Source organism: Delftia sp. WY8 (assembly GCF_018437695.1).
GTDB lineage: Bacteria > Pseudomonadota > Gammaproteobacteria > Burkholderiales > Burkholderiaceae_C > Comamonas > Comamonas tsuruhatensis.
Window position 1 is genome coordinate 227718 of sequence record NZ_CP049795.1, and the last position, 18684, is coordinate 246401.

At 67.7% G+C, this 18684-nt stretch carries 20 protein-coding genes; 14 read left to right on the plus strand and 6 right to left on the minus strand.

The window, feature by feature from the left end:
* The first annotated feature begins 8 nt into the window (after positions 1-8).
* Both G4D77_RS00950 and G4D77_RS00955 read left to right on the plus strand, forming a co-directional pair.
* Entirely contained in the window at positions 9-1019 is a 1011-nt protein-coding gene (locus tag G4D77_RS00950; protein ID WP_154834397.1) for a Bug family tripartite tricarboxylate transporter substrate binding protein, read from the plus strand.
* Positions 1020-1063: 44 nt separating this feature from the next.
* Positions 1064-1924 carry an isocitrate lyase/PEP mutase family protein gene (locus G4D77_RS00955; protein ID WP_154834398.1) on the plus strand — a complete coding sequence of 287 codons (861 nt, stop codon included), beginning with the start codon at positions 1064-1066 and terminating at the stop codon, positions 1922-1924.
* Positions 1925-1941: 17 nt separating this feature from the next.
* Here the strand turns inward: G4D77_RS00955 and G4D77_RS00960 are convergent, their stop codons facing one another.
* On the minus strand, positions 1942-2538 hold the full coding sequence (locus G4D77_RS00960; protein ID WP_026062285.1) for a TetR/AcrR family transcriptional regulator: 597 nt from the start codon (positions 2536-2538) through the stop codon (positions 1942-1944).
* A 122-nt stretch (positions 2539-2660) separates the two neighbouring features.
* On the opposite strand from G4D77_RS00960, the gene G4D77_RS00965 reads away from it, so the two are divergent.
* The gene (locus G4D77_RS00965) at positions 2661-3881 is read left to right on the plus strand and encodes an MFS transporter (RefSeq protein ID WP_154834399.1); all 1221 of its coding nucleotides are present in this window, start codon (positions 2661-2663) and stop codon (positions 3879-3881) included.
* A gap of 61 nt (positions 3882-3942) precedes the next feature.
* On the opposite strand, the gene G4D77_RS00970 is transcribed toward G4D77_RS00965, so the two are convergent.
* Positions 3943-4824 carry a LysR family transcriptional regulator gene (locus tag G4D77_RS00970; RefSeq protein WP_154834400.1) on the minus strand — a complete coding sequence of 294 codons (882 nt, stop codon included), beginning with the start codon at positions 4822-4824 and terminating at the stop codon, positions 3943-3945.
* A 113-nt stretch (positions 4825-4937) separates the two neighbouring features.
* Here G4D77_RS00970 and G4D77_RS00975 point away from each other — a divergent pair, with 113 nt between their 5' ends.
* Positions 4938-6482: an MFS transporter gene (locus tag G4D77_RS00975; RefSeq protein WP_154834401.1), complete on the plus strand. Its 1545-nt coding sequence runs from the start codon at positions 4938-4940 to the stop codon at positions 6480-6482.
* Between the two features lie 103 nt (positions 6483-6585).
* On the opposite strand, the gene G4D77_RS00980 is transcribed toward G4D77_RS00975, so the two are convergent.
* Positions 6586-7167, minus strand: a complete 582-nt coding sequence (locus tag G4D77_RS00980; protein WP_016445904.1) for a superoxide dismutase — start codon at positions 7165-7167, stop codon at positions 6586-6588.
* A 318-nt stretch (positions 7168-7485) separates the two neighbouring features.
* Positions 7486-8811, minus strand: coding sequence for an exodeoxyribonuclease VII large subunit (xseA, locus tag G4D77_RS00985; RefSeq protein ID WP_047327748.1), 1326 nt, complete (start codon positions 8809-8811; stop codon positions 7486-7488).
* Positions 8812-9206: 395 nt separating this feature from the next.
* Here xseA and G4D77_RS00990 point away from each other — a divergent pair, with 395 nt between their 5' ends.
* The 6 genes from G4D77_RS00990 to adk all read left to right on the plus strand — a co-directional run bounded on the left by G4D77_RS00990 (position 9207) and on the right by adk (position 13325).
* Positions 9207-9839: a MotA/TolQ/ExbB proton channel family protein gene (locus G4D77_RS00990; protein WP_016445902.1), complete on the plus strand. Its 633-nt coding sequence runs from the start codon at positions 9207-9209 to the stop codon at positions 9837-9839.
* Between the two features lie 22 nt (positions 9840-9861).
* Positions 9862-10287: an ExbD/TolR family protein gene (locus G4D77_RS00995; RefSeq protein WP_012205405.1), complete on the plus strand. Its 426-nt coding sequence runs from the start codon at positions 9862-9864 to the stop codon at positions 10285-10287.
* Between the two features lie 13 nt (positions 10288-10300).
* On the plus strand, positions 10301-11317 hold the full coding sequence (gene lpxK / locus G4D77_RS01000) for a tetraacyldisaccharide 4'-kinase (RefSeq protein ID WP_154834402.1): 1017 nt from the start codon (positions 10301-10303) through the stop codon (positions 11315-11317).
* Between the two features lie 64 nt (positions 11318-11381).
* Positions 11382-11564, plus strand: coding sequence for a Trm112 family protein (locus G4D77_RS01005; protein WP_016445900.1), 183 nt, complete (start codon positions 11382-11384; stop codon positions 11562-11564).
* 53 nt (positions 11565-11617) lie between these two features.
* A complete protein-coding gene (gene kdsB / locus G4D77_RS01010; RefSeq protein WP_154834403.1) occupies positions 11618-12412 on the plus strand; it encodes a 3-deoxy-manno-octulosonate cytidylyltransferase in 795 nt (264 codons plus the stop codon).
* Positions 12413-12668: 256 nt separating this feature from the next.
* A complete protein-coding gene (gene adk, locus G4D77_RS01015) occupies positions 12669-13325 on the plus strand; it encodes an adenylate kinase (protein WP_016445898.1) in 657 nt (218 codons plus the stop codon).
* A 90-nt stretch (positions 13326-13415) separates the two neighbouring features.
* Here adk and G4D77_RS01020 read toward each other — a convergent pair whose 3' ends face one another.
* Positions 13416-14405, minus strand: a complete 990-nt coding sequence (locus tag G4D77_RS01020) for an asparaginase (protein ID WP_154834404.1) — start codon at positions 14403-14405, stop codon at positions 13416-13418.
* 98 nt (positions 14406-14503) lie between these two features.
* On the opposite strand from G4D77_RS01020, the gene lexA reads away from it, so the two are divergent.
* Together lexA and G4D77_RS01030 are read left to right on the plus strand one after the other, a co-directional pair.
* A complete protein-coding gene (gene lexA, locus G4D77_RS01025; RefSeq protein WP_016445896.1) occupies positions 14504-15178 on the plus strand; it encodes a transcriptional repressor LexA in 675 nt (224 codons plus the stop codon).
* Positions 15179-15340: 162 nt separating this feature from the next.
* Positions 15341-15748 carry a hypothetical protein gene (locus G4D77_RS01030; protein WP_016445895.1) on the plus strand — a complete coding sequence of 136 codons (408 nt, stop codon included), beginning with the start codon at positions 15341-15343 and terminating at the stop codon, positions 15746-15748.
* A gap of 83 nt (positions 15749-15831) precedes the next feature.
* Here G4D77_RS01030 and G4D77_RS01035 read toward each other — a convergent pair whose 3' ends face one another.
* Positions 15832-17013 carry an MFS transporter gene (locus G4D77_RS01035; protein ID WP_047472433.1) on the minus strand — a complete coding sequence of 394 codons (1182 nt, stop codon included), beginning with the start codon at positions 17011-17013 and terminating at the stop codon, positions 15832-15834.
* Positions 17014-17154: 141 nt separating this feature from the next.
* On the opposite strand from G4D77_RS01035, the gene G4D77_RS01040 reads away from it, so the two are divergent.
* Positions 17155-18036, plus strand: a complete 882-nt coding sequence (locus G4D77_RS01040; RefSeq protein ID WP_154834405.1) for an AraC family transcriptional regulator — start codon at positions 17155-17157, stop codon at positions 18034-18036.
* 160 nt (positions 18037-18196) lie between these two features.
* On the plus strand, positions 18197-18673 hold the full coding sequence (locus G4D77_RS01045) for a sigma-70 family RNA polymerase sigma factor (RefSeq protein ID WP_154834406.1): 477 nt from the start codon (positions 18197-18199) through the stop codon (positions 18671-18673).
* The last annotated feature ends 11 nt before the right edge of the window (positions 18674-18684 follow it).

The following is an 18684-nucleotide window of genomic DNA, read 5'->3' on the forward strand; positions in this document are numbered from 1 at the left end:
AAGACACCATGAATACCCGCCGCAACACCCTCCGCCTGGGCATGGGCCTGGCCCTCAGCGCCACCGCCGCCGCTGCCGCCCTGCTCGCCGCCCCCGCCACCGCCGTGGCCCAGGGCGCAGATGCCTGGCCCTCGCGCCCCATCAAGCTCATCGTGCCCTATGCGGCCGGCGGCTTTGCCGATACGCGGGCCCGCAAGATCGCCGACAAGATAGGCCAGAGCCTGGGCCAGCCCATCGTGATCGACAACCGCGGCGGCGCGGGCGGCGTGACGGGCACGGATGCCATCGCCAAGGCCACGGACGGCCATACCTTCGGTTTCGGCTCGCCGGGTCCGCTGGTGACCAATCCCATGCTGATGAAAAAGCTGCCCTACAACGCCGCACGCGACCTGCAGCCCATCATCCTGATCGAAGAGGCGCCGCTGATCCTGACCACGGCGCCCAACCAGCCGTTCAAGACCGTGGCCGAACTGGTCGCGGCAGCCAAGGGCAAGCCCGGCACGCTGACCTATGGATCGTCGGGCGTGGGCGGTGCCCACCACCTGTCGGGCGAGCTGCTGGCCTTCCAGACGCGCACGGACATGGTCCATGTGCCCTACAAGGGCGGCGCGCTGGCAGCCACCGACCTGATGGGCGGCCACCTGGCCTTCATGTTCGAGATGGGCTATGCGGCCCTGCCCGCCATCCAGGGCGACAAGGTCAAGGCGCTGGCCGTGTCCAGCAAGCAGCGACTGAAGGTGCTGCCCGGCGTGCCCACGCTGGATGAGGCGGGCATCAAGGGCTTCGAGTCATACAACTGGCTGGGCATGATCGCGCCGGCCAGCACGCCGCCGGCCGTGATCGAGCGCCTGAACAAGGCTGTGAACGAGGCCCTCAAGGACGCGGAGGTGCGCGCCATGATCGAGAACACGGGCGGCATGGTCATGGGCGGCACGCCCCAGGCCTACGGCAAGTTCATCGAGGCCGAGCGCGCCAAGTGGGGCCCGGTGATCAAGAACGCCAACATCACGCTGGACTGAGCGCCAGCCCGCGCATCGCTTTTTCCCATCCGACAGAACCCTCCATGAACACCAAGCAACAACTCAAGGCCCTGGCCGAAGCGCGCCGCGGCGTGCTCGTGCCCGGCGCATTCAACGCACTGTCCGCGCGCGTCGTGGCCGATCTCGGCTTCGAGGCCATCTATGTGACCGGCGCCGGCGTGACCAACATGTGGTTCGGCCTGCCCGACCAGGCCTTCATGGGCCTGACCGACATCGCCGACCACACGGCCCGCATCCGTGACGCGGTGGATCTGCCGCTGATCGTCGATGCCGACACCGGCTTCGGCAACGCGCTCAACACCTACCACGCCGTGCGCACGCTGGAGCGCGCAGGCGCCGACTGCATCCAGATCGAGGACCAGATCAGCCCCAAGCGCTGCGGCCATTTCAATGGCAAGGAAGTGATTTCCACCGACGAGATGCTGGGCAAGATCAAGGCCGCCGTGGACGCGCGCCGCGACCAGGGCACGCTGATCATGGCGCGCACCGATGCCTGCGCCACGCAGGGCTTCGAGGCTGCCGTCGAGCGCGCCCAGCGCTTTGCCGAGGCGGGAGCCGACATCCTCTTCGTGGAGGCCGTGACCCAGGCCGAAGAAATCCGCGCCCTGCCCCAGCGCCTGTCCACGCCGCAGCTGATGAACATGGTGATCGGAGGCAAGACGCCCATCACCGACGCGGGCGAACTGGCAGACCTGGGCTATGGCCTGGTGCTGTATGCCAATGCCGCGCTGCAAGGCGCCGTGGCCGGCATGCAAAAGGCGCTGGGCCAGCTGCGCAACGAGCGCAGGGTGGACGAGAACCCCGCCGTGGTCGCCCCCTTTGCCGAGCGCCAGCGCCTGGTCAACAAGCCGTTCTGGGACGCGCTGGAAAAGAAGTACGAGTGAAGCACGAGCGAGGGCGGTCAGCCCCTCGCAGGCGCCTTCCACCCCTTGAGCGTCAGCTCCAGCGCCTGCAGCGCCTGCTGCAGGCGTTCGGGGGGCGCCCCTTCCTCGGCAATCCAGAATGCCGACTCCACCAGGCAGCCATTGAGCAGGCGCGACATGGCCAGCGGATTGGCACGCACGATCACGCCGCGCTCCATGAGCTGCTCCAGGTAGCCGGCCACGAAGGCGATGCAGGCACGGTGCTGCTCGCCCTGGTCCGTGCCCGTCAGCACGGCGCGCGCATCCTGCAGCACGATGCGGCGTATCTCGCCCTCCTGCGCCATGGCCAGGTAGGCACGGCAGTAGGCCAGGAACCCCTCCCAGGGATCTGCATGGTCGGCCAGCACCTGCTCAAGGCGTGCGTCCATCTCGGCATCCATCTGCGCCACCACGGCGGCCAGCAGGCCCGGCTTGCCGCCGAAATGGTGGTACAGCGCGCCGCGCGTCAGGCCGGCCTTGGCCGTCAGTTCGTCCATGGAGGCCTGGGCATAGCCCTGGCTGCCAAAGGCCTCGCGCGCAGCCTCGATGAGCTTGGCGCGTGTCTCCTCGATCATGCTGGCCCGGCTTTTGCGCATGGCGCACTCCATTCACATACAAAACGTATGCCAATGATACGGCGCGTCATGGGCAACCCGTAGAATCGCTGACATACGCCGCGTATGTGATTGCAGCGGCCTGTCCGTCTTCCGAGGTTTCCATGTTCCACGCCTACCGCCAGCTGTTCTCCCGGCCCGGCACGGCCGCCTTTGTGCTGGCCGGTCTCCTGGCCCGCCTGCCCCTTTCCATGACGGGTATCGGCCTGATCACCATGCTGTCCCAGCAGCGCGGCGCCTACACGCTGGCCGGCGCGGTCGCTGCCTGCTTTGCGCTGTCCATCGCGGTGCTGGCGCCCCGCATCTCGGCCCTGGTGGACCGCCATGGCCAGCGCAAGGTCCTGCCCTGGGCAGCGGCCGTGAGTGCTGCCGCCATGTTTGCGCTGCTGGCGTGCGCGCATTGGCAGGGACCGGAGTGGCTGCTGCTGGTGCTGGCAGCGCTGGTGGGTGCCCTGCCCAGCATGCCGGCCATGGTGCGTGCGCGCTGGACCGTGCTGCTGCGCGGCACGCCACAACTGCAGACGGCCTATGCGCTGGAGGCCGTGCTGGACGATGTCTGCTTCATCGTCGGCCCGCCCCTGTCGGTCGGCCTGAGCATGGTGCTGTTCCCCGAGGCCGGGCCGCTGGCCGCCTCCTTGCTGCTGCTGGTGGGCGTGGCGCTGTTCGTAGCCCAGCGCCGTACAGAGCCACCCGTGGACACATCGCAGCAGCGCACGCGCCAGCAGTCGCTGGCCCGCCATCCCGTGGTGCGCACGCTGGCGCTGTTCATGCTGGCCCAGGGCATCATCGTGGGCACCATCGACGTGGCCAGCGTGGCCTTTGCCACGCAGCAGGGCCAGCCGGCGGCGGCCAGCATCGTGCTCTCGTTCTATGCGTTGGGCTCCTGCGTGATGGGACTGGTGTTCGGCACGCTGCGCCTGAAGGCGCCGCTGCACCGCCAGATCGCCTGGGTGGGCGCCTCGGTCTGCATCACGGCCGTGCCCCTGCTGCTGGCCACCAATGTGTTCACGCTGACCCTGGCCGTGTTGCTGGCCGGCATTACCTTCGGGCCGACCATCACCGTGGCCATGGGCCTGGTGGAGCAGCAGGTGCCGCACCAGCGCCTGACCGAAGGCATGACCTGGCTGCTGACCGGCATTGCCATGGGCGTGGCACTGGGCGCGGCCGCCGCAGGCTGGGCCACCGACCTGTGGGGCGCACGCATTTCCTTCGTGGTGGCGCTGCTGGCCGGTGTCGCCATGTGGGCCCTGGGCGTGCTGGCCGCACGCCAGGCACGAGCGAAAGAGAGCCCGCCTGCCGAAGACGCAGCCGCTGCCTGCACCTGAACACGACCCCAACGCCCGCGCCAGCCCAGACTGCTCAGACTGCTCAGACCGCTCAGGCCGCTCAGGCCGTGGCCATCAAGGCCAGCAGCTCGGCCAGGCGCTGGCGCATCCACAGCGCTTCGGCCCCGGGCGCCAGCCCTTCCAGCCAGAGCATGCGCACGGTCAGCGGCGGCAGCGCCAGCCCCTCGCAGGCGCGTTGCCGCAGATGCGGGCGCAGATCGCCGAACTCGGCAATATTGACCGGCAGGATGGCCCAGCCCAGGCCGTCGGCCACCATGTCGGCAATCACATAGAAGCTGTTGGAGCGCCAGACGGCGGGACTGAGCACGGTGTCCTCCACGCCCTCGATGTGCATCAGCAACTGGCGGTGCGCGGCCAGCTGCCTGCGCGTGAGGGCCGCCGTGCCATCGAGCACATGGCCCTTGGCCACGCAAATGGTCTGCGGCACGCTGCCGATATGGCGCTGGGCACAGGTGGCCGGCGCAGGCGCTCGGTCGAACTGGAAGGCGACCTGGGCACGCTGCGCCGCCACATGCCCGGCCACTTCGGAGGCCGTGCCGTTCAGCACGGTCAGCTCCATGGCCGGAAAGCGTGCCGCCAGCTCCTTGAACAGCTGGGCCAGCGGCACATAGGGCAATGCCTCGTCCAGCGCAACGGCCAGGCGCGCCTGCCCGCCTGCGGCCAGGGCGCGTGCGCGGTGGTCCATGGCCTGGGCCTGGTGCAGCAGGGACCGGGCCTCCAGCAGCATGACCTCGCCTGCGGCCGTGAGCCGCACATGGCGTCCCACACGGTCGAACAGCTCCAGCCCCAGATCGGCCTCCAGCAGGCCGATGGCCGTGCTCACGGCCGATTGCGCACGGCCCAGGCGGCGCGCAGCCTCGGTCATGGTGCCGGCCTCGGCCACCGCCACGAAATGCCTCAGTCTGTCCAGTGTCCATTCCATCTATCAATTTTATGGATTGAATCAAACTTTGATAAAGCATTTTATTGATGGAAACTGCCGCTTTCATCCAAAGGAAGCTCCGGCCCACAAGGCCAGGGGCAAACAGGTGCTTTATGGCGTTCACGACGCAAACCCGGGTCCCCGCTGCGGGGCATCCCTCCAAATCTCTGGCGGCCGACCCGCGCCGCTGGCTGGTGCTGGCCATCGTCTCGGTGGCGCTGCTGCTCATCGTCATCGACATGACGGTGCTCTACACGGCACTGCCGCGCCTCACGCATGACCTGGCGGCCACGGCCTCCGCCAAGCTGTGGATCGTCAATATCTATGCCCTGGTGGTTTCCGGCCTGCTGCTGGGCATGGGCACGCTGGGCGACAGGCTCGGCCACAAGCGGCTGTTCATGGCCGGGCTGTGCGTGTTCGGCCTGGCATCGCTGTGCGCGGCCTTTGCGCCCTCGCCCGCCCTGCTGATTGCGGCGCGCGCGCTGCTGGGCGTGGGCGCGGCCATGATGATGCCGGCCACGCTGTCCCTGATCCGCCTGAGCTTTGCCGATGAGCGCGAGCGCGCGCTGGCCATCGGCATCTGGGCCTCGGTGGCATCGGGCGGTGCGGCCTTCGGCCCCGTGGTGGGTGGGCTGCTGCTGGAGTATTTCTGGTGGGGCTCGGTGTTCCTGATCAACGTGCCCATCGTGCTGCTGGCCCTGCCCCTGGCCTGGTGGCTGATTCCCGCAGGCGGCGCCACCTCGCAGCGGCCCTGGGACTTTGTGGGCTCGCTGCAGGTCATGGCAGGCCTGGTGGCAAGCACCTACGCGATCAAGGAGGCTGGCAAGCAATCGCCCGACTGGGCCCTGGCCGCCGTGGTCCTGGTGCTGGGCCTGGGCTTTCTTGCCCTGTTCGTGCGGCGCCAGCGGCGCAGCAGCGACCCGCTGCTGGACTTCGCCCTGTTCCGCAACCCGGCCTTTGCCACGGCCGTGGCCTCGGCCCTGGTGGCAGCGGCAGCGCTGATCGGCATGGAACTGGTCTTCAGCCAGCGCCTGCAGTTGGTGCAGGGCCTGTCTCCGCTGCAGGCGGGCCTGGCCGTGCTGCCGCTGCCGCTGGCCGCCTTTGTGGCCGGCCCCGTCGCAGGCCACTGGCTGCCTCGAGTGGGTGGGGCCCGCATGCTGCCGGCCTCCCTGTTGCTGTCGGGCCTGGGCATGGGCGGCTACCTACTGGTCCATGACATGGGCTGGTGGCCGCAGGCGGCAGCGCTGGCCCTGCTGGGCCTGGGCATAGGCGCGGCCATGACCACGGCGTCGAGCACCATCATGCAAAGCGCTCCCGCAGACCGTGCAGGCATGGCGGCTTCGGTCGAGGAGGTGTCATACGAGCTGGGCGGCGCCCTGGGCGTGACGCTGATGGGCAGCCTGCTGTCGGCCGTGTACGCAGGCTCTTTGCGCCTGCCTGAGGGGCTGGGCCTGGCCCTGCCCGATTCCGTGCGCGACAGCCTGGACGAAGCCCTGCTGGCCGCCGAACAGCTGAGGCCTCAGGCCGCGCACCAGTTGACCGAACTGGCACGCACGGCCTTCGGCCAGGGTTTCAGCGCCGTGATCGCCGGCGCCACGCTGCTGCTGGTGTGCACGGCGCTGTGGACGGGGTGGCGGCTGCGCGGTCAGCGCCGCTGAACGGCGGCACCCCGGCCTCAGCCAGAAAGCCAAAAAGCCCCTTTCGGGGCTTTTTGGGCGCTGCGTGCACGTTGCGCGTGCACATTGCTGGCAGCTGCTTCGATCAGGCGAAGTTCTGCTCGGCAAACTTCCAGTTCACCAGCTTGTCGAGGAAGGTCTCGACGAACTTGGGACGCAGGTTGCGGTAGTCGATGTAGTAGGCGTGTTCCCAGACGTCCACGGTCAGCAGGGCCTTGTCTTGCGTGGTCAGGGGCGTGCCGGCGGCGCCGGTGTTGACGATGTCCACCGAGCCATCGGCCTTCTTCACCAGCCAGGTCCAGCCGGAGCCGAAGTTGCCCACGGCCGACTTCACGAAGGCTTCCTTGAAGGCGGCATAGCTGCCCCACTTTTTGTTGATGGCGTCAGCCAGGGCGCCGGTGGGCTCGCCGCCACCGTTGGGGGCCATGCAGTTCCAGAAGAAGGTGTGGTTCCAGATCTGGGCTGCGTTGTTGTAGATGCCGCCGGAAGACTTCTTGACGATCTCTTCCAGGGTCATGCTTTCGAATTCGGTGCCCTTTTGCAGATTGTTCAGGTTCACCACATAGGCGTTGTGGTGCTTGCCATGGTGGTACTCCAGCGTTTCCTGGCTGTAGTGGGGCGCCAGCGCGTCAATCGCATAGGGCAGAGGGGGCAAGGTATGTTCCATGGTGTTTCCTTCGTGGTTGAAATCTTTTAGGACGGGCCAGCACCTGTTGCGCAGAGCGCATGCAGCGCCTGCCGTGACCGTCGCGCGGGGCCTGCACTGCGCGCATTGCTGCGAGCCCTGGCCCTCACGCACCCGAACGGGCATTGTAGGAACAAGTTCGTGACCCTGCGGCGAAAGCGCGCTCCAAATCGGCCATCTTGGCCCGCTGCCGCGAGGGTGGATGTGAATTGACCGCAATCCGGCCAATCGGCCTACACGGATACCGCCTGCCGCCCGCCACTCCCTGCACGCCGAACGCTGCATACAGCGGGCCGCAGTTCAGAGCAGGCGCGGCTGCGTCACCACCAGGTCCAGGCTGCCGTCCGCCAGTTGCGCCTGCAGCGCCGTGCCCGGTGGCGCACGGCGCGCCTCGGTCACGGGATGGCCCTCGGCATCGGTGAGCAGGGCATAGCCTCGCTGCAGCACCAGGCGCGGGTCCAGCAGTTGCAGGCGAAGCTCCATGCGCGCCAGGTGATCCGCGCGCCTGTCCAGGCCGCGGCGCATGCCGGCAGGCAGCTGCGCCTGCAGGCCCTGCCCCGCATGGTCCATGCGCTGCAGCCTCAACTGCATGGCATGGCGCAGGCGCTGCGCCTGGCGGCTGAGCTGCAGCCGGCTGCGCGCCAGCTGTTCGCTGGGCCGGCCCAGGCGCTGCGACGCCAGGTCAAGGCGCTGCTGCTGGCGGTCCAGCAGCCGTTGCACCCCGTCCTCCAGCCGGCCCTGCATGAGCTGCAGCGCACCCAGCCAGACTTCGCGCGGCTGGCTCACCAACTCTGCTGCCGCCGTGGGCGTGGGCGCGCGCAGGTCGGCGCAGAAGTCGGCAATGGTGAAGTCGGTCTCGTGCCCCACGCCGCTGATCAGCGGCACCGGGCTTTGCACGATGGTGCGGGCCAGGCGCTCGTCATTGAAGGCCCAGAGGTCTTCGATGGAGCCGCCGCCGCGCACCAGCAAGATGGTGTCGATGTGCGGCGCGCCGGCCACCGATCCCGCGCCTTCCTGCGCCAGCCCATAAAGCCTTTGCAGCGCGTCGATCAGCGAGGCCGGTGCCTGCGCGCCCTGCACCAGGGCCGGCACCAGCACCACGGGGATGTGGGGCACGCGGCGGCGCAGCGCGGTGATCACGTCGTGCAGCGCGGCAGCCCCCGGCGAAGTCACCACGCCAATGCCGCGCGGCAGCGGCGGCAGGCTGCGCTTGCGCGCCGCATCGAAGAGGCCTTCGGCCTCCAGCTGCGCCTTCAGCCGCAGGAACTGCTCGAACAGTGCGCCCTGGCCTGCACGCTGCATGCTTTCGACGACCAGTTGCAGATCACCGCGCTGCTCGTAGACACCCAGCCGGCCCCGCAACTCGACCAGCTCGCCATCGCGCGGCGAAAAGTCCATGAGCTGGGCCGCGCGCCGGAACATGGCGCAGCGGATCTGCCCGCCGGCGTCCTTGATGCTGAAGTAGCAATGGCCGCTGGCCGCGCGCGAGAAGCCGCTGATCTCGCCGCGCACCGCCACCGGATTGAAGCGCGCCTGCAAGGCATCGCTCACGGCGCGGCACAGCGCGCCGACCTCCCAGACCAGCGGCGCCGCTGCTGGATTCATTGCGCCAAATGCACCGCTCATGCGGGCTCCCGGTCAGCATGCAGTGCAACATTCTCCACAGGCCGGCAGATGCAGCCTTGAAGAGGCACTTTGGCGATGATTTGCACAAGCAATCTCAAGAATACCTCGCAAGTATTTGATTAATAAGAGATTTTTTACCGAAACAAAGAATTCACATTTGTCACAGTGGTCATTCGCCGTCGCCGCCGCATCTGCGCAGGCAGCTTGATAACAAAGTTATCCACAGAAAATTGTGCTATATGAGCAAGCCCGAGGCCGGAAACCGGGACACCGCCCGTTGCCTGGATGCTGCGCCCGGTCACAGTTTTAGGCCGATCGCGCAGCCGGGACGCCTGGACCGGCCACATGGCTGGGCCATAATCGTCGGCTGCAGTTAAACGCGGGGGGAAAACAACTTGCTGTCGATCATACAAGCCGCAGGCTGGCCGATCTGGCCACTGATTGCCTGCTCCATCCTGGCTCTGGCCCTGGTCTTTGAACGCTTCGTGGCGCTGAAAACAGCCCGTGTTGCGCCGCCTGCCCTGTTGGGCGAGGCGATTTCCGTGTCCTCGCGCGGCCTGCCCAGTCAGGAAGTCGTGCAGCAACTGGCACAGAACTCCACGCTGGGCGAGGTCCTGGCCAGCGGGCTGCGCGCACTGCAGGCCCATCCGGACAGCAGCGAGGAAGAGCTGCGCGCGTCCATGGAAGGCGCCGGCCGCGCCGCCGCCCACACGCTGGAAAAGCACCTGAGCGCGCTGGCCACCATCGCCTCTGCCGCCCCTTTGCTGGGCCTGCTGGGCACGGTGATCGGCATGATCGAGATCTTCGGCTCGCAAGGCGGCGCATCGGCCACCGGCGGCAGCAACCCCGCCCAGCTGGCGGCCGGCATCTCCATCGCCCTGTACAACACGGCCTTCGGCCTGATCGTCGCCATTCCGGCGCTGATCTTCTGGCGCTACTTCCGCGCCCGCGTCGACGGCTATCTGCTGGGCATGGAGCTGGCTTCCGAACAGTTCGTGCGCCACCTCACCCGCGTCGGCGGCAAGTGAACCAGCACGCGAGAGACCTGACATGAACTTCCGTCCCCGCCGCCGTGACGAGCCCGAGATCAACCTGATCCCGTTCATCGACGTGCTGCTGGTGGTGCTGATCTTTCTGATGCTGTCCACCACCTACAGCAAGTTCACCGAGCTGCAGCTGACCCTTCCGGTGGCCGACGTCGAGCAGCAGCGCGACCGGCCCCGCGAAATCATCGTCGCCATCGCAGCCGATGGCCGCTATGCCATCAACAAGACCGCCGTGGAAGACCGCAGCGTCACCGGCCTGACCCAGGCGCTGGCCGCAGCGGCCGTCGCCGGCAAGGACAGCGTGGTCATCATCAGCGCCGATGCCACTGCGCCGCACCAGTCCGTGGTATCGGTGATGGAAGCCTCGCGCCGCGCCGGACTGTCCCAGATCACCTTCGCCACGCAGACCTCGGCCAGCGCCGGGCGCTGAAGGCAAGGCCGCCATGCCCCGGACTGGTCCTGCGCCCGCAGCCCGGGGGCTTCGCGCGGCCTGGCGCCGCCGCGGCCCGCTGGCCTGCGCGCTCCTTCCCCTGTCCCTGCTGTACCGCGCCCTGCTGGGCCTGCATCGGCTGCCATATGCACTGGGCTTCAGGCGTGGGGGCCAGGCCGGCATTCCGGTCATCGTCGTCGGCAACGTGATTGCGGGCGGCGCTGGAAAGACCCCCGTCACGCTCGCCCTGGCCCGCCATCTGCGCGATGGCGGCTGGAGTCCCGGCATCGTCTCGCGCGGCTATGGCCGCAGCACGGACGACTGCCGCGAGGCCCGTCCTGACAGCGCCCCCGCCGACGTGGGTGACGAGCCCGCGCTGCTGGCGCGTGCCAGCGGCGTGCCGGTCTTCGTGGCCCGCAAGCGCATCGAGGCCGTCCAGGCCCTGCGCGCCCGCCATCCGCAGGTGGATGTGGTCATCAGCGACGACGGCCTGCAGCACCTGGCCCTGGCCCGCGACATCGAGCTGTGCGTCTTCAATGACGACGGCATCGGCAACGGCTGGCTGCTGCCGGCCGGCCCGCTGCGCGAGCCCTGGCCGCGCCCCGTCACCGCCGTGCTGCATGCAGGCGCAGCCCCCGACACCGACGCCCCCGCGTTTGCCATGCAGCGCCAGCTGTCCAGCGAAGCCGTCAATGCCCAAGGCGAGCGCATCGCACTGTCCTCCCTGCGTGCGCAGCCCGTGGAGGCCGTGGCCGCCGTGGCCCGGCCCGAGGGCTTTTTCTCCATGCTGACCCGCGAGCAAGGCCTGACGCTGGAGCATGTCCAGGCGCTGCCGGATCACTATAATTTTGAGAGCTTCCAGCGCCTGGGGCGCAACGAAGACCCGCTGGTCTGCACCGAAAAAGATGCCGTCAAGCTGTGGCGCACCCATCCCCAGGCCTGGGCGGTTGCGCTGCAATTGCAGCTGCCGGCGGATTTCTGGGCGCTGCTGGATGAGCGGCTGCAGGCACTGCGCCCCTGCCCCGCCTGACTATCATCTCCGTCTCGGCTGGCTGCCACGGCCCGCCCTTTCCCTTCAAAACACAGGATCCGCCATGGACGCCAAACTTCTCGAACTGCTGGTCTGCCCCGTCACCAAAGGCCCGCTGCGCTTTGACCGCGAGCACCAGGAACTGGTCTCGCGCAGCGCGCGCCTGGCCTACCCGGTGCGCGACGGCATTCCCGTGCTGCTGGAAACCGAGGCCCGCACGCTGGACGACGACGAGATCGAGGACTGATTTTTCCCATCACCTGCGCCGCCCCACGCCTTCGCCTCACTCCTGCACGCACCATGTCCTCCGCGCCCTTCACGGTTCTGATTCCCGCCCGCCTGTCTTCCAGCCGCCTGCCGGGCAAGCCCCTGGCCGACATTGCAGGGCTTCCCATGGTCGTGCGCGTGGCACAGCGCGCCAGCCGCAGCGGCGCCGCGCGGTGCGTGGTCGCAGCCGATGACGAAAGCATCCTCGCCGCCTGTACCGCGCATGGCGTGGCGGCCGTGCTCACGCGCAACGACCATGCCAGCGGCAGCGACCGACTGGCCGAGGCCTGCGCGCTGCTGGGTCTCGATGGCGATGACATCGTGGTCAATGTCCAGGGCGACGAGCCGCTGATCGCCCCCGAACTCATCGACGCCGTGGCCGCCCTGCTGCCCCGGCAACCTTCGGCCAGCATGGGAACGGCGGCGCATGCCATTGACAGCCTTGCCGACTTCGTCAACCCGAACGTGGTCAAGGTCGTCTGCGATGCCCAGGGCATGGCCCACTATTTCAGCCGTGCGCCCATTCCCTTCGCGCGCGAGCATGCGGACCAGGCATGGTGGGAGACGGCATCGGCAGCGTTGGGCTACCCCGGCTTCGCACCGCTGCGCCACATCGGCATCTACAGCTATCGCGCCGGCTTCCTGCGCAGCTTCCCCCAGCTTTCCCAGGCACCCACCGAGGCACTGGAGGCCCTGGAGCAGTTGCGTGCGCTGTGGCACGGCCACCGCATCGCCGTCCATGTCACACCCCATGCACCCGGCCCTGGCGTGGACACGCGCGAGGATCTGGAGCGGGTGCGCGCCCAGCTGTCCAATCCGTCGGCCTGAATCGGCCGGCCGCTGAAAACGCACAAATGGCGATGCCGGGCATCGCCATTTGCAGCAACACCGCCCATGCGGTTTTGTCGGACAGCAAAACGCAGGTTTTGGCGATTGCACAGGCGACAGTTTTGCCCCGTGCGTGTAAGCCAGTGTTGGCCCTGTGCGTGCTATCCTTGCCCGCGACAAAAATATGACGCATGGACTGTCCGCCCCGGTGGGCCGATCCGGCAGACAAGAATTTCTACTCTCCTCAAGGACTTCCATGAAACTGATTTTGTTGGGCGCACCCGGCGCCGGCAAAGGCACGCAAGCCGCTTTCATCTGCCAGAAGTACGGCATTCCCCAGATCTCCACCGGTGACATGCTGCGTGCCGCCGTCAAGGCCGGCACGCCCCTGGGCCAGCAGGCCAAGGCCGTGATGGACGCCGGCCAACTGGTCAGCGACGACCTGATCATCAATCTGGTCAAGGAGCGCATTGCCCAGCCCGATTGCGCCAACGGCTTCCTGTTCGACGGATTTCCCCGCACCATTCCCCAGGCCGACGCCATGAAGGCCGCCGGCGTGAAGCTGGACTACGTGCTCGAGATCGATGTGCCCTTCGATGCCATCATCGAGCGCATGAGCGGCCGCCGCTCCCACCCCGCTTCGGGCCGCACCTACCACGTCACGTTCAACCCGCCCAAGGTCGAAGGCCTGGACGACGTGACCGGCGAGCCGCTGGTGCAGCGCGAGGACGACAAGGAAGAAACGGTCAAGAAGCGCCTGGACGTCTACAGCAGCCAGACCCGCCCGCTGGTGGACTACTACCGCGCCTGGGCCGAGAAGGAAGCCGCAGCAGCCCCCAAGTACCGCGCCATCAGCGGCCTGGGCTCGGTGGAAGACATCACCCAGCGCGCCCTGGCAGCACTGGCTGAATGACACAGGCCATGCGCCAGACCCCAAAAAAGCACCCGCCGGGTGCTTTTTTGTTGCCCGCCTGCATCTGAAGCGCCGGCGACGCCCGGAGGATCAGTCGCGCGGCTGCGCGGCCAGCGCCAGCATCATGGCAATCCGTGCCTTGGCCACGGGCAGTTGGACCAGATCGGCCTCTGCGGGGTCCGTGCCAAGCCCCGAGGCAACGGGCAGGCCTTCGGCGCAGCGCGTGCCCCGCCAGATCCAGACGCCTTTGTCGCGCGCACGCAGCAAGGCCGCTTCCATGCTTTCGTGAATGGTCGCATTGCCCGTGCCGGCCACCACGATGCCGCGCACGCCTGCGGCCACCAGCGCATCCACGCCGCAGGCACGCGCCAGAGCACCGCTGAACACCACCTCGACCCAGGGCAGCTCATCCAGCGCCAGCAGGTCAGACAGAGCGGGAGCGGAAGTCACCATCCGCGCAACGGGGGCGACTGGCGTGACCGGCGCATCAGGCACCAGCCAGCGCACGCGTCCTTCCTCCACCACGGCCTGCGGGCCACCTTCCATGGAGCGCATGGCCTGCAGTCGGTAAGGGTGGACTTTTTGCACCTGGGCCGCCGCATGCACTTCGCCGCCGGCCACCACCCACACACCGCTGCGCCCGCCGCTGGCGGCCACGGTCACGGCATCGCGCAGATTCTGCGGTCCGTCGGCCAGCAGGGCCGTGGCCGGGCGCATGGCGCAAGTGAGCACTATGGGCTTGGTGGCAGGCAGCAGGCTGTGCAGCAGCCAGGCCGTCTCTTCCAGCGTGTCCGTTCCATGCGTGATCACCACGGCGCGTGTGTCCGCATCCTCCAGCGCCTGCGTGCAGGCACGCAGCAACGCGCGCCACACGGGCCAGTCCATATCCTTGCTGTCCACCTGCGCGATCTGCTGCGTCTGCACAGGCCCCAGCGCCTGCTGCTCCAGATCCGGCACGGCATCGAGCAGCGACTGCACCGTGATCTGTCCGGCCTTGTATCCCACTGCCTGCGACTGCGAATCCGCCCGGCCGGCGATGGTGCCGCCCGTGCCAAGAATCACCAACTTTGACTGCCCCACTTGCACCTCTTGGAAAACTGGTTAAAAATACAGATACTGTATAAATCATCAGATGACTTCTCTGCCTGCCATCTGAATTCAAGGACCGGACGCACGCCATGCTCGACCATCCCAAGCTCACCGCCCGCCAGCAACAGATCCTGGACCTGATCCAGGCCGCCATCTCCCGCACGGGCGCTCCCCCCACCCGCGCGGAAATCGCCAACACGCTGGGCTTCAAGTCCGCCAACGCAGCAGAGGAACACCTGCAGGCCCTGGCCCGCAAAGGCGTGATCGAACTGGTCAGCGGCACCTCCCGCGGCATTCGCCTGCGTACCGACACCGTGCGCAACATCAATGCCGCACGCGGCACCAGCTTCGGGCTGCCGCTGTCGGCCCTGGCGCCGCTGATGCTGCCGCTGGTGGGCCGCGTTGCGGCGGGCTCGCCCATTCTCGCCCAGGAACATATCGACCAGACCTATTCCGTCGAACCCAGCCTGTTCCAGGTCCGCCCGGACTATCTGCTGCGCGTGCGCGGCATGTCCATGCGCGACGCGGGCATCATGGACGGCGATCTGCTGGCCGTGCAGTCCGCGCATGAAGCCCGCAACGGGCAGATCGTCGTGGCACGCCTGGGAGATGAAGTCACCGTCAAGCGCCTGCGCCGCACCACGCAGGGCGTGGAGCTCCTGCCGGAAAACCCCGATTACCCGGTGATCCGCGTCGCTCCCGAAGAGGCCTTTGCCATTGAAGGCCTGGCCGTGGGGCTGATCCGCAACAGCATGTCCATGTAAGCCGGACGGGCAGCCCTGCACGGGTTGCCACCCCCTACTTCATGCACCGCCCAGGTGGTAGGCGCGAAGCCTTGCAGCTTCGCCCTGGGCGGAGCTTTGCCCGCAAACCGCAATCCTGCCTGTGTCCATGCCTCTTTGAAATACGCCAACAGGAGTCGTCACATGGGATTCGCTCTGCCAACACTGTCTTCTCTGTCCTTCCTGCGCCTGGCACAGGGCATTCGCCTGCCCGCCGCCGCCATGGAGCCCGCCATGCGCACCATCCAGCCCGAATCGCCTGTGCAATCCGAGCAGGCGACCATCCTGTCCTTCAGCAAGGCACGCCGCCGCAGCCAGCAGCGGCGCAGCAAGTCAGCACGGCTGCCAGAACACAGGGATGCGCAGCTGCTGCTGCCCCTGCAACCCGAACTGCCCTCCCTTCCGGCAGATCAGGCCCTGCCTTCGGGTCTGCGCATCATCCAGCGCTCGCCGCAGGAGCAGCCCGAATGCCTGTTCATCTCGGGCCGCATGGCCGATGTCTGTGCCGCCCTGGAACGCATGGAAGCGCACGGCGCGCAGACACCGGCCTGAGGTCGCCCTGAGACCAACCCGTCCACCCGGTCTGCGAGAGCCCGGGCCTGTCTCTTGCCTTGCCCAGCGGCAGGGGCTGCGCATCAGGCCCTGACAGCCGCCGGTGCAGCACTTCCCTCGCTGCGCCGATTGCGCATGCACCACGCCTGCGCCGCGGCAACGCACAGAATGCACAGCACGACGCTCAACGAAAAACGCAGTCCGCGCGCATCGGACAGCATGCCGAACAACGGCGCCACCATGCCGCCTATCGACATGGCCAGCCCCAGGGTCAGCCCGCTGGCCGTGGCCTGGTTGCGCGGCAGATAGTCCTGGGCCAGCGTGACCTGGGCGGCAAACGGAAGAAACATGCACACGCCCAGGGCCATGGTGCAGGCCAGCGCCATCCATGGCGTGGAGGCCAGGGCCAGGGCCGCCAGAGCAGGCAATGCCAGCAGGTAGCCGGCGCGGATGGCCTGCATGCGCCCCCGGCGATCTGCAAGCGTGCCCCCCAGCAAAGTGCCCACCGCCGCAGCGGCTGTGAATGAGGTCAGCGTGGCCGCTCCCATGAAGTCCGAGCCGCCCAGCTCGCGCGTCACGAACATGGGCAGGGTGGACAGCACCGTCACATAGGGAATCGACCAGCAGACGATGACCCCGCACAGCAGGAAGAAGGCGCGCCAGTGGTTGGCGGGCAATTCGCCCTGCGCCACGGCCGGGCGCCGGGTGGCGCAATGGTCCTTGGCTCCATCCCGCCAGGTACAGGCATACCAGAGCACCAGCATGGCCGCTGCAGGCAGGGCCAGCATCCAGCTGCGGTGCAAGGCGCCTGCGCCCACCACGGCCGCAGCCAGCATGGGAGCGAACGATGCCCCCGCCGTTCCGCCCACCGAAAACACGCTCATCGCCTTCTGCGAGCTGCCGCCCGCCATGCGGGCCGCCACCGTTGCGGACGGATGGTAGGCCGCGATCCCCAGGCCGCACAGCACGGCAGCCAACCAGCTGACCCAGTAGTCCGGGCTCATGCCCACCAGGGCCAGGCCCAGGGCGGCCACCACAAAGCCGGCCGGCACCATCCAGGGCCGTGGCGACCGGTCGGCATACAGGCCGAACAGCGGCTGGACCATGCTCGACAGGCCCGTGGCCGCCAGCATCAGGCCGCTGGCTTCCGTATAGCTGTAGCCGCGCTCCAGCACCATGAAGGGCAACAGCGCAGGAACCAGTCCCTGGTAGAGGTCGTTGATGGCATGCGTGCCCGTAAGCAGCCCCAGACGTGCGCGGTTCATGCCCTGCCTCCTGTCACGTCCGTCATTCTCGAAAGGGAAATCATCTCCATACCTGCCACTTTCCTGCGGATTGAAAGTGGGTCATCGTAGAAAGTGCATGATCTGCATTCCTGCTACGAAGCAACAACAATCGTCGAGAAAATGACAACCCGGCAAAGTGGCCCACTTTCCCATGCCCGCACACGCGCTTGCCTGGATGACGTGCATGCGGCCGCTCCATTGCCCCCGCACGGCGAGCACACGGCCCGCCCGGTCGTGGCCTTTGCCACAGACATGGCGGCCGGCGCTGCCATCGCACCGCATGCCCACCGCCGCGGCCAGCTGCTGCATGCCACCGAGGGAGTGATGCTGATCCGCGCGGATTCGGGCAGTTGGGTCGTCCCCCCGGGATGCGCCGTCTGGGTTCCACCACAGTCCCTGCACGCCATCCACATGGCCGCCGGCCCCGTGGCCATGCGCACCGTGTTCGTGGAGCCGGGGCTGCGGCCCGGCCTGTGGCAAGACTGCCGAGTGATGCAGGTCACGCCCCTGCTGCGCGAACTCGTGCTGGAGGCCATCGAGCTGCCCATGGACTACCCGCTGGGCGGCAGGGAGGAGCGTGTCATGCAGTTGATCCTCGACGAAATGGAGCGCGCCCGCGCCCTGTCCTTGCATGTGCCCATGCCCCGGCATGGCGCCCTGGCCGCCTGCTGCCGCAGCTTTGTGGACGACCCATCGCAGGACGTCGGCCTGGCCAGCTGGGCACAGCGGCTGCACATGCATCCCCGCACGCTGGCACGCCTGTTCCTGCGCGAGACCGGCATGAACTTCGGCGCATGGTGCCGCCAGGCCCGTCTTCTGCTCAGCCTACCCCGGCTGGCCGCGGGCGCCTCGGTCCTGGAAGTGGCGCTCTCCCATGGATACGACAGTCCCAGCGCCTTCACCGCCGTCTTCCGGCGCAGCTTTGGCGCTCCGCCCAGCGCCTACCAGCGCAATCGCCCGGCGCAGGGCCGGCGTGGAAGTTCCGCCAGCATCTCCCTGTAGCGCACATGCAACAGAAAGATACCCAGTCCTCAGGAGTAAAGCTCGCGTGAAAGATAATTGATAAGCATTCTTATTATCTTTTGCAACCGAAACCGCCACGTTGCCCATCTCGGCTTCTACGCCCGGCCTCCCCGCTTCTTTCGCACAAGCCGCCCTCTCCGTGCACAGCCTCTACCAGAATCACCATCCCTGGCTGGAAAGCCTGCTGCGCAAGCGCCTGGGCAACCGTGACGATGCGGCCGACCTGGCCCAGGACACCTTCGTGCGCCTGCTGCGCTCGCCAGTGCCGCAGCAGGACATCCGCGAGCCCAGGCGCTACCTGGCCACCATCGCCCGCGGCCTGGTCACCGACCTGTTTCGCCGCCGCACGCTGGAGCAGTCCTATCTGGACTATCTTGCCCAGCTGCCGCAGTCGCTGGCGCCTTCGCCCAAGGAGCAGGCCATCGTCCAGCAGACCCTGCTCGACGTGGACCGCATGCTCCAGGGCCTTGCACCCAAGGTGCGCGAAGCCTTCGTCCTGTCCCATTTCGAGGAACTGAGCTACCCCGAGATCGCCGAGCGCCTGGGCGTGTCGCTGCGCACCGTCAGCAACTACCTGACCCGGGCGATGGAGCATTGCTGCCTGGTCCTGGCATAGCCACATGGGCG

Coding starts and splice junctions, on each gene's coding strand:
- G4D77_RS00950 (WP_154834397.1), top strand. CDS start 9: ATGAATACCCGCCGCAACACCCTCCGCCTGGGCATGGGCCTGGCCCTC.
- G4D77_RS00955 (WP_154834398.1), top strand. CDS start 1,064: ATGAACACCAAGCAACAACTCAAGGCCCTGGCCGAAGCGCGCCGCGGC.
- G4D77_RS00960 (WP_026062285.1), bottom strand. CDS start 2,538: ATGCGCAAAAGCCGGGCCAGCATGATCGAGGAGACACGCGCCAAGCTC.
- G4D77_RS00965 (WP_154834399.1), top strand. CDS start 2,661: ATGTTCCACGCCTACCGCCAGCTGTTCTCCCGGCCCGGCACGGCCGCC.
- G4D77_RS00970 (WP_154834400.1), bottom strand. CDS start 4,824: ATGGAATGGACACTGGACAGACTGAGGCATTTCGTGGCGGTGGCCGAG.
- G4D77_RS00975 (WP_154834401.1), top strand. CDS start 4,938: ATGGCGTTCACGACGCAAACCCGGGTCCCCGCTGCGGGGCATCCCTCC.
- G4D77_RS00980 (WP_016445904.1), bottom strand. CDS start 7,167: ATGGAACATACCTTGCCCCCTCTGCCCTATGCGATTGACGCGCTGGCG.
- xseA (WP_047327748.1), bottom strand. CDS start 8,811: ATGAGCGGTGCATTTGGCGCAATGAATCCAGCAGCGGCGCCGCTGGTC.
- G4D77_RS00995 (WP_012205405.1), top strand. CDS start 9,862: ATGAACTTCCGTCCCCGCCGCCGTGACGAGCCCGAGATCAACCTGATC.
- lpxK (WP_154834402.1), top strand. CDS start 10,301: ATGCCCCGGACTGGTCCTGCGCCCGCAGCCCGGGGGCTTCGCGCGGCC.
- G4D77_RS01005 (WP_016445900.1), top strand. CDS start 11,382: ATGGACGCCAAACTTCTCGAACTGCTGGTCTGCCCCGTCACCAAAGGC.
- kdsB (WP_154834403.1), top strand. CDS start 11,618: ATGTCCTCCGCGCCCTTCACGGTTCTGATTCCCGCCCGCCTGTCTTCC.
- adk (WP_016445898.1), top strand. CDS start 12,669: ATGAAACTGATTTTGTTGGGCGCACCCGGCGCCGGCAAAGGCACGCAA.
- lexA (WP_016445896.1), top strand. CDS start 14,504: ATGCTCGACCATCCCAAGCTCACCGCCCGCCAGCAACAGATCCTGGAC.
- G4D77_RS01030 (WP_016445895.1), top strand. CDS start 15,341: ATGGGATTCGCTCTGCCAACACTGTCTTCTCTGTCCTTCCTGCGCCTG.
- G4D77_RS01035 (WP_047472433.1), bottom strand. CDS start 17,013: ATGAACCGCGCACGTCTGGGGCTGCTTACGGGCACGCATGCCATCAAC.
- G4D77_RS01040 (WP_154834405.1), top strand. CDS start 17,155: ATGACAACCCGGCAAAGTGGCCCACTTTCCCATGCCCGCACACGCGCT.